This window comes from Kaistella palustris DSM 21579 (genome assembly GCF_000422265.1).
Lineage (GTDB): Bacteria > Bacteroidota > Bacteroidia > Flavobacteriales > Weeksellaceae > Kaistella > Kaistella palustris.
The window spans coordinates 335,460-349,478 of record NZ_AULL01000012.1; the positions used below are offsets into that span (position 1 = coordinate 335,460).

Here is a 14,019-nt window from a genome sequence, read left to right on the forward strand (position 1 = left end):
CTGCATTTTTTGAACCACATCGTGTGCTTGATGCTCACTTCATATAGCATGAAGTTTGTAAACATGCATCTCCAGACTTTTAGAGATTGTATAAAAGATTATATAATTTGATTGACTTACTTGTATAACCCTGCCTGTCCAACATCAATTATTAGATTATAAATGCTCATTGTTGTAATATTTTTTCTTCAACCAGAAAGAAACCCGAACTAACAAGATCAGCACTGGAACTTCAACCAACGGTCCAATTACTCCCGCGAACGCTTGACCTGAATTGAGTCCGAAAACGGCGATCGCAACAGCTATGGCAAGTTCAAAATTATTGCCAGCGGCTGTAAATGAAACTGCCGCGTTTTGTTTATAATTGGCTCCTATGGCTTTGGTAGCAAAAAAGCTGATGATAAACATTAAACTAAAGTAAATAACCAACGGCACCGCGATAATTAAAACATCCATTGGGATTTCTACGATAAGTTCCCCTTTTAGCGAGAACATAATGACGATTGTGAATAGCAGTGCAATTAAAGTTAAGGGTGAGATGGCAGGAATAAATTTTTCGGAATACCATTTTTCTCCTTTTTGTTTAACTAAGATGAGCCGACTTACAATTCCAAGTAAAAAAGGTAATCCGAGATAAATTGCAACACTTTCTGCAACGGTGCCAATAGAAATATCAACTATCGCCCCTTCAAAACCGAAATAAGGAGGAAGCACCGTAATAAAAATCCATGCATAAAAACTATACGCAAAGACTTGAAAAATACTGTTAAGTGCCACCAAACCGGCGCCATATTCGCTATCGCCTTCTGCCAGATCATTCCAAACTAAGACCATTGCCACGCATCGTGCCAGTCCGATTAAAATAACTCCTACCATATATTCGGGATAATCACGTAAAAACGTAATGGCCAATACAAACATTAAAATCGGACCGATGATCCAGTTCAAAAGCAGTGAAGTAGAAAGGATTTTTGTGTTTTTAAAAACTTTCGGAAGCAACGCATAATTCACTTTTGCCAAAGGCGGATACATCATAACAATCAATCCAATCGCGATTGGAATATTAGTGGTCCCTCTGCTGAAAGAGTTGATCATACTTGGAAAAGATGGAAAAAAATATCCAATTCCAACACCAATAACCATCGCGGTAAATATCCAAAGAGTCAAATAACTATTGAGAAAACTTAGTTTTTTTGTTGCCATTTTTTAAGCGTTTATTTTAGAGAATACATAAAATAGTTCGGTTGCAATTTGCATACTTCTTTCCTGATATTTTTCTTCTTGTTGAGGCGTGTTATCTGCTACTTTTGGATCTTCATACATGATCGGAATCCGTATATCGGCACCAAAAACAATCGGACATGCTTCATTGGCTGAATCACAAGTCATGATTGCTGCAAAACCAGATTTTGGATTGAAATCGTGGTCTAGTTTCTTTGAAAACCCAATAATTGGATGTTCGTTCGCAGAAAATTTAATGCTATAAACTGGATTTTGATTTTTTGAAATCATCTGGATCTGGAATCCTGCTTTTTCAAGAGTGTCTATAACCGTCGGGAAGATTGCCGTAGCTTCTGTTCCGCCGGAATAGCAAAAAACGTTATCGATCTGGAAATAGCGCGCCATGGTTTGTGCCCAAACTTGAGATAGATGACTTCGCCGTGAATTGTGCGTGCAGATAAAGTTAATTCTGACTTCCTGATTAGTTAAAACCTTCCCTTGAATAAAATCAATTAAGGGTTGCAAAACGACTTGGCGATCGGCTGAAATTGTTCTTGGTTCTATCGTCTGAATTACTTCTTCTATCCTTGAAAATAATGCTGGTTTTGTAGTATTCATCTCTATAATTTAATTTTAGCAGCAACCACCACCTGGCGTACAAGTTGACGCATTGTTTAATTCCGATAGTACCAACTTGGATTTTTCTGCTGGGATTCCGCATTTGTCTTTTGCTAAACAATCTGTTTGTTTATTGGTCAATAAGAAGTTTTTTCCGTCAAAGTCTAATCCGAATTTCCCTATCGTGTCAGCTTGATACTCAACTTCTATTTCCAAATCGCCAATGTTCAAAGTCTTCTCGGAAAGCTCGATGATGTTCAATAATTTTTCTGGTTGCAATCTGTGGTCATAATCATTTTCATTCCATAATTGCAAATTCACCACTTCTTCATATCTAACTATTCCCCCACAATCAATGAAGTTTTTGGTGATTTTTCCGATTTCAGTCACGTGGAAGTGACTAGGCACTAATTCTCCGTTGGGCAATTGAAAAGCGATGGTTTCCAATTTATTCAATTTGCTCTTAATTTCTGAAAGTTTCATTTTATATTGATTTTATGATTGATTTACTATATAATTTAACAACAATCCGCATTAGGAATATTTTGATCTAAAAATCCGTGCAGTAATTTTTTCATTTTACTCCAATTTTCTTTGTCAATACAATAGCAGACTTTTACGCCTTCTACTGTTCCTTTGATTAATCCTGTGTTTTTCAACTCCTTTAAGTGTTGGGAAATGGTTGGTTGTGCTAAACCAATCTCTTCTGATAAATCCCCGCAGTAGCAGGCATCTATTTTAAATAACTGTTGTAGAATAGCCACTCTCGCAGGATGTCCGAAGACTTTTGCGAATAGTGCGATTTCATTTTGATCTTCAGTGTACATATGTATTACTTATTTATTGTTTAATCGCAATATTACGATAAATAAATCAATTCCTATAAATTTCAAGGTGTAATTATTTTCTTTTGTTTAATTGGAGAATGAGGAGTGTCTTCTGAGGAAACTTTTTGACAGTTATAAAAGAAAAAATCAGGAACGTTTAGTCCCTGATTTAGTCCCTAATAATCGTAAAGTACTGATTAACAGTAGTTGTTTGTAGACCCACAGGGATTCGAACCCCAACTGATGGTACCAAAAACCAGAGTGCTACCGTTACACCATGGGTCTATTTGATTTTGGTGGTGCAAATCTAGAAAAATTTTCTTTACCGAACAAAAAAAATTGAAAAATTATTTTTATTTGCCGCGAGAAATTATAATTCCCGCTCGGTTAATTAATTAATATATCGTATTTTTGAGCAAATAATTATTACAAATGAGCAGTATCGAAGATAAGAAAAAAGCACTTGCCTTAGTGCTGGATAAACTTGATAAAACCTACGGAAAAGGCACCGTAATGACTTTGGGCGACACTTCTGTAGACGATTCCATCGAAGTAATTCCTTCAGGCTCCCTGGGTCTTGACCTGGCATTGGGCGTGGGCGGCTATCCAAGAGGAAGGGTGATCGAAATTTACGGTCCGGAATCCTCCGGTAAAACTACGCTGACTTTGCACGCGATCGCAGAAGCGCAAAAAGCAGGCGGCATAGCAGCTTTTATCGATGCCGAGCATGCCTTCGACAGAGGTTATGCAAAAAAGCTGGGAATCAATTTGGATGATCTGATCATTTCCCAGCCTGATAACGGCGAGCAGGCGCTGGAAATCGCCGACAACCTGATCCGTTCAGGAGCCGTAGATATCGTGGTGATTGACTCTGTCGCAGCTTTGACGCCAAAAGCCGAGATCGAAGGTGAAATGGGCGATTCTAAAATGGGTCTGCATGCGAGACTGATGTCGCAGGCGCTGAGGAAACTAACCGGTACAATTTCAAAAACCAAATCAACTGTTATTTTCATTAACCAACTTCGGGAGAAGATCGGTGTAATGTTCGGAAATCCGGAAACTACAACCGGCGGAAATGCGCTGAAGTTTTACGCCTCCGTAAGGATTGATATCAGAAAGGCCAGTGCGCCGATTAAAACGGGCGACGAGGCTGTGGGAAGCCGCGTAAAAGTGAAGATCGTAAAAAATAAAGTCGCTCCACCATTTAAAATGGCGGAATTTGATATCATGTACGGCGAAGGCGTTTCTAAAACCGGAGAAATCCTGGATGCAGCCGTGGACATGGGTGTTGTGAAGAAAAGCGGTTCGTGGTTCAGTTACGAGGATACAAAACTCGGTCAGGGCCGTGATGCGGTACGTGATATGCTGAAAGACAATCCTGAACTTGCCGACGAACTTGAAGCAAAGATCAAGGAGGAGGTCAAATCCCGAAAAGACAGTAAGTAACTTAAGTCAACTTTATACAGAAAGACAGCATAATTTTGCTGTCTTTTTTGATATCCGCACTAAATATTTTCCATTGGTCATCAATAGGGGCGGGCTTTAGCCCGCTTTTTTTTTGTAAAAAATTGCGCTCGACTTTAGCGCAAACTGACCTTTGTTTTTTTACAGTAATTATTTTAAAGAATCCAGCTGGATTAATAGGAGCGGGCTTTAGCCCGCTTTCTTTTTAAAAAAAATTGCGTTCGGCTTTAGCCAAAACTTATTCGTTAAGCACTTTTTCCTTTATTCTACATTTTCTGCTATTCGAAGAACTGATTGCGGAAGCGATACAAGAAAACGGAATTTTTAACATGATCATTTAAAATTCCGGAGGTCTTTACCATTAAGCAAGATTAATAGATTCTAACTCTATTTTCATTTTTTTGCGCGCTGGACTTAGTAAAAGATTATTGCCAAAGGCTTTGCTTTTTATAATATAACTATTAAAAACTTTGGTATTATTGGATCGATAGCGGCGGGCTTTAGCCCGATTCCTTCAGACTGTTTTCGGCTTTATCCAAAATTTATTCCGGGGGTTTTGGGCTTCAGCCATGATCCTCTCTCTCTCTCTCTCCCAATTTTTAAAAGCTATTTAAATGGTAAAGCACTTCCTAACTCCCTCGAAACTTTGACAAAATGTCACCTTCGGAAGATTGGTGTTTTTTTTGAGAAACCAACAGCAGAACTTAAAAATCAATTAACATGACAAAAGGAAATATTAATGTTTCGGTGGATAATATTTTCCCACTGATAAAAAAGTTTCTTTACAGCGATCACGAAATCTTCCTGCGCGAACTTATTTCTAATGCAACTGATGCGACCCTAAAACTTAAACATCTGCGCAGCATCGGCGAGATCGAGATTTCCGACAGTACGCCGCAAATTGAAGTTTCCGTGGATAAAGAAAATAAAACACTCCGGATCAAAGATCAGGGCATCGGTATGACCGCTGAAGAGGTAGAGAAGTACATCAATCAGGTGGCTTTTTCCGGTGCGGAAGAATTTCTGGAAAAATACAAAGATTCCGCAAAAGATTCCGGAATCATCGGCCATTTTGGTCTTGGCTTTTACTCCGCGTTTATGGTGGCGGAAAAAGTGGAGATCCTTACCAAATCTTATAAAGACGAACCTGCGGTACGATGGATCTGCGACGGAAGTCCGCAATTTACGCTGGAAGAAATTTCAGAAAAAACCGACAGGGGAACAGAAATTATCCTCCACATCGCTGAAGATTCTACAGAGTTTTTGGAAGAGTCCAGAATTCGCGAACTGTTGTTGAAATATAATAAATTCATGCCTGTTCCTATTAAGTTTGGAACTAAGAAAGAAACGCTTCCTTTGCCGGAAGATGCCGCTGAAGATGCGAAGCCGGAAACCGTAGAAGTTGATAATATCATCAACAATCCAACCCCCGCGTGGACAAAAACTCCAAGTGAGTTGACTGAGGCTGATTACAAAGCGTTCTACCATGAGCTGTATCCAATGCAGTTTGAGGAACCCCTCTTTAATATTCATTTAAATGTAGATTATCCGTTTAACCTTACCGGAATTCTTTATTTCCCTAAACTCACTAACGGTTTAAATATTGAAAAAGACAAAATTCAGCTTTACCAAAATCAGGTTTTCGTAACCGATGAGGTGAAGGGGATTGTACCGGATTTCCTTATGTTACTGCGTGGCGTGATCGATTCTCCGGATATTCCGCTGAATGTTTCGCGTTCTTATCTGCAGGCTGACGGCGCGGTAAAAAAGATATCTTCCTACATTACTAAAAAAGTGGCCGATAAAATGGTCTCCCTGTTTAATGAAAACCGCGAGGATTACGAGAAAAAATGGAACGACATCAAGATCGTTATCGAATACGGAATGATCTCAGAAGAAAAATTCTTCGATAAGTCCGATAAGTTTGCGCTTTATCCGACAACCGACGGGAACTACTATCTGTGGAACGAACTTTCTGAAAAGATCAAAGATAACCAAACCGACAAAGACGGTAATCTCGTAATTCTGTATGCAACCAATGCTGATGAGCAGCACAGTTACATACAGTCTGCCAAAGAGAAAGGTTACCAAGTACTGCTGCTCGACTCACCGATCGTGCCACACCTTATCCAGAAGTTGGAGCAGGCAAAGGAAAAGATCACTTTTGCAAGAGTTGACGCAGACCACATCAATAATCTGATCAGGAAAGAAGATGCTGCAGTCTCCAAACTGAACGATACTGAAAAAGAATCACTGAAGAAGAATATTGAAGAAGCTGTAAATGATACAAAGTTTACAATACAGGTAGAGGATCTGGACAGTACGGAAGCGCCGTTCATCATCACCCAGCCCGAGTTTATGCGCAGAATGAAAGATATGCAGGCGACAGGTGGCGGCGGCATGTTTGGTATGAGCGGTTTCCCGGAAATGTATAATCTGGTGGTGAATTCAAACAGTGAACTGGCGTCTGACATTTTGAAAACAGACAGTGCTGAGGATAAAAATTCAAAAATTAAATATGCTTTGGATTTGGCGAAACTCTCCCAAAATCTGTTGAAGGGCAAAGATCTTACCGATTTTATCCAGAGAAGTTATCAGAATCTGAGTAAATAAATATAAAGAGATAACTGTTTTTCAGTTTTGCAATAGCCTGTCAGCATTTTAGAATGTTGGCAGGTTTTTTTTGATGACTTACAGCTCTTCGAGCGGATTCCAGAACACCTTGTCAAAACTCCTTACCCGAAAGTTTTCTACATGCAGACCTTCGCCGCTGAGAATGGCAGCATGTGCCATGACAGCAATCCTGCCGCCGGCACCAATTACGCGTTGCACCGGCACATCGGGCGGTGCAAAACCCATAGCCTGGCCGACATGCCTGGCGTGGTGCGGATAGCCCGCGGCCAGAGCAATGGCGCCGTAAGTCGTCACCCTGCCGCGGGGAATAGCGCGGGTGATATCGTAAATATGTTTTCGAAACAGCGGATCCATTGCTTAAAGGTAATCTTTTTGTGAAAATAAATCCCAAGGAAAAAACTGCGCAATACACTGTTGCTTTTCTTATAGCCGTGATTGCAGCGGCATCCTTTCGGCGGCGCGCCAGCGCCGCCGAAAGATACAGCGGAAAGCGCGACCGAGCTTTCGGAGAGTCCGGATCTGATCTGCTCCAAAAAAAATCCCCCAAAAAATGGAGGATCACAGTTTTTATAGCAATTCCGAACTTTAGGAGTTTTCCAAAATGTAAGAAAACATCAGCGGCGCACAGATGGTTGCGTCACTTTCAACTATAAATTTCGGTGTATTGATGTCCAGTTTACCCCAGGTGATTTTCTCGTTGGGAACTGCACCGGAATAAGAGCCATAAGAAGTTGTAGAGTCAGAGATCTGGCAGAAATACGACCAGAACGGAATGTCCGTCATTTCCAGATCCTGATAAAGCATCGGCACTACACAAATCGGGAAATCGCCGGCAATTCCGCCGCCAACCTGGAAGAAACCAACACCTTTTCCACCCGAGTTTTTCGGATACCAATCTGCAAGATACATCATGTATTCAATGCCGGATTTCATCGTCGAAGGTTTTAGTTCACCTTTTATACAGTAACTCGAAAAAATATTTCCCATGGTAGAATCTTCCCAACCCGGCACCACGATCGGCAGATTTTTTTCTGCCGCAGCAAGCATCCACGAATTTTCTTTCGGAATTTCGTAATACTGCTCCAGTACTCCTGAAAGAAGCATTTTATACATATATTCATGCGGGAAATAGCGTTCACCTTTGGCCTCAGCATCTTTCCAAATCTCTACGATATGTTTCTGCAGACGCCGGAAAGCTTCCTCTTCGGGAATGCAGGTGTCTGTCACACGGTTCAGGCCTTTTTCCAGCAGATCCCATTCTTCCTGCGGTGTCAGGTCCCGGTAATGGGGAACACGAACGTAATGTGAATGCGCCACGAGGTTCATCAGATCCTCTTCCAGATTGGCACCCGTGCAGGAAATGATATCTACCTTATCCTGACGAATCATTTCGGCGAGGATCTTACCGATTTCTGCGGTAGACATGGCACCGGCCAAAGTAATCATCATTTTTCCACCGTCTTTCAGGTGCGCCACGTAACCTTTGGAGGCATCGACTAAGGCGGCAGAGTTAAAATGCAGATAATATTTTTCAATAAATTCCGTGATCGGTTTACTCATAATTTTTTGTTTTCACAAAGGTAAGGAATTTTAAGAATTTTCGCCGGCGAGAAGCGGGACGCGCAGAACCGGCGAGCGGGGACTTTAGCGAAAAAAAAGATCTCAGTTGATAACCTCACAATCCTGAAAGGATGATGTCATCAGAATAGGACTGATCGTGACGCGTAGGTAAGGCGCGACTTTTTTAATTGCAATTGTGAGGTGCAGGGCAGTCCTGAAAGTACGATATCATCAGCCCAGGACGCAGTCCTGTGAGAAAGAAGGTGAATAGTTGAGGAGCCCTGAAAGGGCGAAATCCTGATCTGATCTTCGCGTACATAAGCCACGATTTTTTTAATTGCAATTGTAAAGTGCAATCCAGTCCTGAAAGGATGATGTCATCAGCCCAGGACGCAGTCCTGTGAAAAAGAAGGTGAATAGTTAGGAGCCCTGAAAGGGCGAAATCCTTAAAATTTTATCACGGCAGTCAAACAAATACCATAATCAACATTACCTAACATTGGCTTTACAATTTAAACCGGCGGTTTTCCTTTTTCTCCGAAAGCTGCTTTTTCGCTTTAATCCGTTTTTCGATTTTAGAGCGCGAAGGTTTTGTAGCTTTCCTGTGTTTGGGTATAAACAGTGCTTTTTCTACAAGCTGAAGGATTCTTTCGGTTGCGGTTTTCTTATTCTGAATTTGCGTGCGGCTTTCGGAAGCGGTGAGCTGCAATACACCTTCCGCATTGATCCGGTTCTTGAGTTTGGCGAAAATCATTTCCTTGGCTTCGATGGAGAAAGATTCACTTTCGTGTACGTTCCATAAAACCGTGACTGCAGTTTCTACCTTGTTCACGTTCTGTCCGCCCGCGCCACTGCTGCGCGAGGTTTTATAAGTGAGTTCTCTCCTGAAATCTTTCATTGGACATGTAATTAACAAATTTAAATGTTAATACGCAAAAGGAAAAAAGTAAGGTTTATTTAAATAGAAAATTTTCAGTTTGCCGTTAAAAATTCTTAATCCCGATCTTTTATTTAAGGGCAAGAATATCTTTCTTCAGTTTCAGTCTGTTGATTTTCCCGTTCGGAATCCGCGGAAACTCTTTTACGAAGAATATTTCTTTTGGCTGATGGTTTTTGGTGGGGTAGGAAACGGTTTTCAGCTTTTGAAAAATGGAAGGATTTTCTTCACCCTCAACTGCGAGGATGAGTTTTTCACCCAGTGTTTCATCCGGAAGGCCCAGAAAAACAACTTCACGTGGCAGGATTCTTTTTACGAGATCTTCTAACTGCTCGGGATAAATCTTAAGACCTGCAGAATTTATCACATTATCTATACGGCCCAAAAACCGGAATTTTGCCGGAGCTTGCCCTCCTTCATTAGCTTCTTTTATTTCGACTAAATCGTTCGTGACCAAAATTTCCGGATTTAACTTTGGTGCGTTGATCATCAAACAGCCGCGTGGATCAAGATCAATCTTTACGTCGCCCAAAACCTGGAAATAGTCATCGCTCACCGGAAAAATCTGTTTAAGCGCAATGTGCGACAGCGTTTCCGACATACCATAGGTTTCATAAATCGTTGTCTGCGCGCGCACAGAAGCCAGCGAAGTGTGAATTTTATTTTTTAATGTTTCTGAAACTGCAGCGCCACCTATAATCAGATTTCGGAGCAAATGAAGTTTATCCAGTGAGTTTTCCACCTGCAAAGGCGACATCGCGCAGAAGTGAGTTTCTTCTTCCAAGTCCTGAAGAGGCTTTGCTGACGGTAGAACAACGCTCAGGCTGAGCTGTGTTTCCACAGCGCGCACCACCATCATCTTGCCCGAAATGTACTGCACAGGTAAACAAAGCAGCGCGCTGTCACCTTTTTTTAGTTGAAAAAAATCACAAGTGAGTTTTGCTGAGCTGCGCATGCGGCCTTTTTCTGTTTCAAAAACTTTTGGCGTCCCGGTAGAGCCGGAGGACTGTACTTTCACTGTTTCTGACTCAGAAAACCATTCGTCCAGAAAAGAAAGAACTTCGCGGTCAAATTCTGTTTCGGCGAGCGGGAAGTCTGTGGTTGGAAAGTTAATCTTCATACTTGGATATAAATTATGGGTCAGCGCTACGCCGCGTGAGGGCGGAGGCGGAAATCCCCCGATCCTTCGGGGATTGGGAGACGGAGACCGACCCTTGGCGGTGGGGGAGCCTTCAAGGTTTTTAAAACCTTGAAGGCTTGACAGTGGCAAAAGGGGCACGCCCAAAATTTACATCCGGTCAACCGTGTCGATCCCCAGAAGTTTCAGGCCTTTTTTAATCGTTCTGCCGGTAAGTGCTGAAAGTTCCAGCCGGAAATGTTTTGCGCTCTCATCTTCCTGATTCAGGATGGGATTGTTTTGGTAGAAAGAGTTGTAGGATTTTACCACGTCGTAGATATAGTTGGCAATAAGTGCCGGAGAAAGGGTTTCGGCAGCACGCGAAATCACGGTTTTAAAGTTCGAGAGATTCATCACGAGTTCCTTTTCCGAAGCGTTGGGCTCGTAACTGTCCACCGGCTGCGCTGCGTATTCTGCCTTTGCAAGAAGCGACTGGATCCGCGCGTATGTGTACTGAATGAAAGGTCCTGTATTGCCGGAGAAATCGATACTTTCTGCGGGATTGAAGAGCATTTTCTTCTTGGGATCCACTTTGAGCATGAAATATTTCAGAGCGCCAAGTCCCACAGTTTCGTAAGATTTTTCCTTTTCCACCTCGGAGAGATTTTCGAGTTTACCGAGCTCCTGGGCTTTTTCTTTTGCAGTTTCATACATCTCCTGCATAAGGTCATCGGCATCAACCACTGTTCCTTCGCGGGATTTCATTTTGCCGGCCGGGAGTTCTACCATGCCGTATGAAAGGTGGTAGAGGTTTTCGGCCCATGGATAACCAAATTTTTTGAGGATCTTGATCAGCACATCGAAATGGTAATCCTGTTCGTTGCCGACCGTGTAAATAAGTTTCTGGATGTCGTTTTCTTCAAAGCGCTGCACTGCCGTACCAAGATCCTGAGTCATGTACACCGACGTGCCGTCTGAACGCAAGAGCAGTTTGTGATCGAGACCTACATCCGACAGGTCACACCAAACAGAACCGTCTTCTTTTCGGTAGAGTACACCTTTCAGCAAACCTTCCTGGATCATGTTTTTCCCCAATAGATAGGTGTCGCTTTCATACTGAATCTGGTCGAAATCAACGCCCAACCTTTTATAGGTTTCGGCAAAACCTTCGTAAACCCAGCTGTTCATTTCGAGCCAGAGCTGGCGGACTTTTTCATCGCCTTTCTCCCAGTTTAACAGCATCTGCTGTGCTTCCTGGATAACCGGTGCCGTCTTTTTTGCTTCTTCTTCACTTTTGCCCGCAGCAACAAGTTCGGCGATCTGGCTTTTGTAGGTTTTGTCGAAAGCAACGTAGTAATTCCCTACAAGTTTGTCACCTTTAATATTTGTGGAATATGGCGTTTCCTGTGTGCCCGATTTTTCCCAGGCAAGCATAGATTTGCAAATGTGAATTCCACGGTCATTGATGATTTGGGTTTTGATCACATCGTAGCCGTCTTCCTTTAAGATCTGCGACACAGAATATCCGAGGAGGTTGTTCCTGATATGACCTAGGTGTAAAGGCTTGTTGGTATTTGGCGAAGAATATTCAACCATGACAGTTTCATTTTTACTGTCGATTTTATCAAAATCCCGGGTAATTGAGTTAAGGTTGTTGAGAAAGAATTTATTTTTAATGGAAATATTCAGGAACCCTTTGACCACTTTATAGCTTTCAACAAAGTCGGCCTGGGTAAGTAAGGCGTCACCGATTTCAACTGCAATCTGGTCGGGGCTTCTTTTAAGAATCTTTACCAATGGAAAAGTCACAAGCGTAAAATCGCCTTCGAATTCTGTTTTGTTTTGCTGAACCTCAACAGCAGATTCGCCGATTTGATAAAGCGTATGAATGATTTGGGAGATTTTGTTTTCGATAGTATTCTTGATGTTCATACTGTTAATTTGAAATACAAATGTACGGAAATTAAAAAACCACTCCGGGAAGGAGTGGTTCTGTTTTAGCCGGATTCTATAAATTATTTATAGATAAACGGTGTAAATGAATTTTTAGTAAATGCATCTGCAAGGGTCATAGCAGGTACGTTTGCTGTATTACTTGAATATTCCGCTGCCGGATAAAGTAATCTCCATGGTTTATTTGGTTTTGTAGCAGTTGTAGCCAGAGGAGTTTCTGGGTAACCGGTACGCAAATAGTTGATGTAAGATTCAATTCCATTGTAGTTGATAAGTGCAACCCAACGTTGATATTGGATAGCTGCGATTTTATCTTCTGTAGATCCTGCCCAGCCCACTTTTGGTTTTGAACTGATAGAAGCGATATACCCTGCAGCATCTGCGCTCTTACCGTCAAAGTTAAATGATGCTGTTACACCTTGTTGGAAATGCGCCTGATCACCTGAGAATCCTGCATAGCCACGAAGAGCTGCTTCGGACTGTAGGAATTCACTTTCAGCCTTCATCATCAAATAACCGTTGGCACTGGCGCCGGCACTTGTAAGGAAGATTCCACCAAGAAACGAGAAGTTTCCGGTAACAGGTTTTCTGGCATCTACAGTATAGCCCATGTAAACCTTATAATCATCATTAGTCATACCCTGTGGATATCCAAAATAACCTGTTTCGCCACCAGCTGCCGTATTGTTGTATTTTTTACCCTTTGTGAATAAGAAATCAATACGGGGATCAGAAACACCACTGGTAATCTTTGAAGGATCACCCTGTAATACTTTAATTGCGTGGTCTGATGCAGTCTGTAAAAGATAGCCGTTTGTATTACTTGCACCACTCGCAGTACTGATACCGAACGCATTATACAACGGGTTTTGAGTATCCGGAGATGCGTTACTGTATCCTGGATTGATCGAAACATCATAAGTAACATAAGTAGCACCGGCAAGTGCAGTGATTATTTGATTTCTCAATGCGATTCCCGCAGCATCAGTGGTATTTGAAAGACGAACTGCATACTTAAGTAAAACTGTATTTGCAAATTCTTTCCATTTCGTCATATCTCCCTTAAATATTGGATCGGATGTAGCAGTTACCTTATATTGAGGATTTGTGCCGTACGAGTCAATTAAAGTGCGAGCCTGAAGTAATTCTCCTACCAGTCCTTTATAAACGTCAACATCATTGTCGTATTTAGGAGTTGGGTTATCTGCTTCCTGAAATGCTTCTGAGTAAGGAATGTCCCCGTAGAGGTCAACTAAATACTGCATATAGAAAGCCTTCTGGATTTTTGCAATCGCAACATAATTACCATAACTATCACCAAAGTCTATGATTCTTTGGAAACGTGTTAAAACTTTATAAGTTTCGGTAAAGATGATTTGTCTGTACGTTGTTGAAATATCAAGATCTGCTTCGGTAGTGTATGGGTTACCATACGTCGCGAAGTTTCCAGACCAAGTATTAGTCCATGCATTTCCCAATGCATTCATACCATTCCCGTTACCAGTAGCACCATTCACCCCGTTGCCCGCTAGGGTGGCGTAAGCGGTAGTAGAAGCACCGGAAAGTCTAAGTTCGGGGGTCGTTTGATCAGACAGGACTTTGTTAGGATCTAAGTTGTCGTCTAGTCTACACGAAACCAGTCCGACGCCTAACAGTGTGATTAAAATATACTTTTTCATAATTGTTAA

12 protein-coding genes and 1 tRNA gene are annotated in these 14,019 nt (G+C 41.8%); 2 read left to right on the plus strand and 11 right to left on the minus strand.

All coding sequences use genetic code 11. The annotated features are described in order from the left end of the window. Positions 1–156: 156 nt before the first annotated feature. The 5 genes from arsB to H562_RS0102735 all read right to left on the minus strand — a co-directional run bounded on the left by arsB (position 157) and on the right by H562_RS0102735 (position 2,951). A complete protein-coding gene (gene arsB / locus H562_RS0102715; protein WP_027376107.1) occupies positions 157–1,203 on the minus strand; it encodes an ACR3 family arsenite efflux transporter in 1,047 nt (348 codons plus the stop codon). 3 nt (positions 1,204–1,206) lie between these two features. Continuing rightward, a complete protein-coding gene (locus tag H562_RS0102720; protein ID WP_027376108.1) occupies positions 1,207–1,839 on the minus strand; it encodes an arsenate-mycothiol transferase ArsC in 633 nt (210 codons plus the stop codon). 15 nt (positions 1,840–1,854) lie between these two features. Further along, on the minus strand, positions 1,855–2,322 hold the full coding sequence (locus H562_RS0102725) for a DUF6428 family protein (RefSeq protein ID WP_027376109.1): 468 nt from the start codon (positions 2,320–2,322) through the stop codon (positions 1,855–1,857). A gap of 35 nt (positions 2,323–2,357) precedes the next feature. Beyond that, complete coding sequence (locus H562_RS0102730; protein ID WP_027376110.1) at positions 2,358–2,666, minus strand: ArsR/SmtB family transcription factor; 309 nt, start codon at positions 2,664–2,666, stop codon at positions 2,358–2,360. A gap of 214 nt (positions 2,667–2,880) precedes the next feature. Then, positions 2,881–2,951 (minus strand) — tRNA-Gln (locus H562_RS0102735). 147 nt (positions 2,952–3,098) lie between these two features. Here H562_RS0102735 and recA point away from each other — a divergent pair. Then, entirely contained in the window at positions 3,099–4,112 is a 1,014-nt protein-coding gene (gene recA, locus H562_RS0102740; protein ID WP_027376111.1) for a recombinase RecA, read from the plus strand. Positions 4,113–4,850: 738 nt separating this feature from the next. After that, a complete protein-coding gene (gene htpG, locus H562_RS0102745) occupies positions 4,851–6,743 on the plus strand; it encodes a molecular chaperone HtpG (protein ID WP_027376112.1) in 1,893 nt (630 codons plus the stop codon). A gap of 78 nt (positions 6,744–6,821) precedes the next feature. Here the strand turns inward: htpG and H562_RS0102750 are convergent, their stop codons facing one another. From H562_RS0102750 to H562_RS0102780, 6 genes are all read right to left on the minus strand, one after another. Further along, a complete protein-coding gene (locus H562_RS0102750) occupies positions 6,822–7,118 on the minus strand; it encodes an MGMT family protein (RefSeq protein ID WP_027376113.1) in 297 nt (98 codons plus the stop codon). 231 nt (positions 7,119–7,349) lie between these two features. Continuing rightward, positions 7,350–8,324, minus strand: coding sequence for a deoxyhypusine synthase family protein (locus H562_RS0102760; protein ID WP_027376114.1), 975 nt, complete (start codon positions 8,322–8,324; stop codon positions 7,350–7,352). A 505-nt stretch (positions 8,325–8,829) separates the two neighbouring features. Further along, positions 8,830–9,222: an alternative ribosome rescue aminoacyl-tRNA hydrolase ArfB gene (arfB, locus tag H562_RS0102765; RefSeq protein ID WP_027376115.1), complete on the minus strand. Its 393-nt coding sequence runs from the start codon at positions 9,220–9,222 to the stop codon at positions 8,830–8,832. A 109-nt stretch (positions 9,223–9,331) separates the two neighbouring features. Further along, complete coding sequence (locus H562_RS0102770; RefSeq protein ID WP_027376116.1) at positions 9,332–10,381, minus strand: AMP-binding protein; 1,050 nt, start codon at positions 10,379–10,381, stop codon at positions 9,332–9,334. A 168-nt stretch (positions 10,382–10,549) separates the two neighbouring features. After that, positions 10,550–12,310, minus strand: a complete 1,761-nt coding sequence (gene argS, locus H562_RS0102775) for an arginine--tRNA ligase (protein ID WP_027376117.1) — start codon at positions 12,308–12,310, stop codon at positions 10,550–10,552. 83 nt (positions 12,311–12,393) lie between these two features. After that, positions 12,394–14,010, minus strand: coding sequence for a SusD/RagB family nutrient-binding outer membrane lipoprotein (locus H562_RS0102780; RefSeq protein WP_027376118.1), 1,617 nt, complete (start codon positions 14,008–14,010; stop codon positions 12,394–12,396). Between the last annotated feature and the right edge of the window lie 9 nt (positions 14,011–14,019).

What these genes read in the sequence shown, in the direction of transcription:
- htpG (WP_027376112.1), top strand. Translation starts at nt 4,851, where the DNA reads ATGACAAAAGGAAATATTAATGTTTCGGTGGATAATATTTTCCCACTG.
- H562_RS0102720 (WP_027376108.1), bottom strand. Translation starts at nt 1,839, where the DNA reads ATGAATACTACAAAACCAGCATTATTTTCAAGGATAGAAGAAGTAATT.
- H562_RS0102760 (WP_027376114.1), bottom strand. Translation starts at nt 8,324, where the DNA reads ATGAGTAAACCGATCACGGAATTTATTGAAAAATATTATCTGCATTTT.
- H562_RS0102725 (WP_027376109.1), bottom strand. Translation starts at nt 2,322, where the DNA reads ATGAAACTTTCAGAAATTAAGAGCAAATTGAATAAATTGGAAACCATC.
- H562_RS0102770 (WP_027376116.1), bottom strand. Translation starts at nt 10,381, where the DNA reads ATGAAGATTAACTTTCCAACCACAGACTTCCCGCTCGCCGAAACAGAA.
- argS (WP_027376117.1), bottom strand. Translation starts at nt 12,310, where the DNA reads ATGAACATCAAGAATACTATCGAAAACAAAATCTCCCAAATCATTCAT.
- H562_RS0102780 (WP_027376118.1), bottom strand. Translation starts at nt 14,010, where the DNA reads ATGAAAAAGTATATTTTAATCACACTGTTAGGCGTCGGACTGGTTTCG.
- recA (WP_027376111.1), top strand. Translation starts at nt 3,099, where the DNA reads ATGAGCAGTATCGAAGATAAGAAAAAAGCACTTGCCTTAGTGCTGGAT.
- arfB (WP_027376115.1), bottom strand. Translation starts at nt 9,222, where the DNA reads ATGAAAGATTTCAGGAGAGAACTCACTTATAAAACCTCGCGCAGCAGT.
- H562_RS0102730 (WP_027376110.1), bottom strand. Translation starts at nt 2,666, where the DNA reads ATGTACACTGAAGATCAAAATGAAATCGCACTATTCGCAAAAGTCTTC.
- H562_RS0102750 (WP_027376113.1), bottom strand. Translation starts at nt 7,118, where the DNA reads ATGGATCCGCTGTTTCGAAAACATATTTACGATATCACCCGCGCTATT.
- arsB (WP_027376107.1), bottom strand. Translation starts at nt 1,203, where the DNA reads ATGGCAACAAAAAAACTAAGTTTTCTCAATAGTTATTTGACTCTTTGG.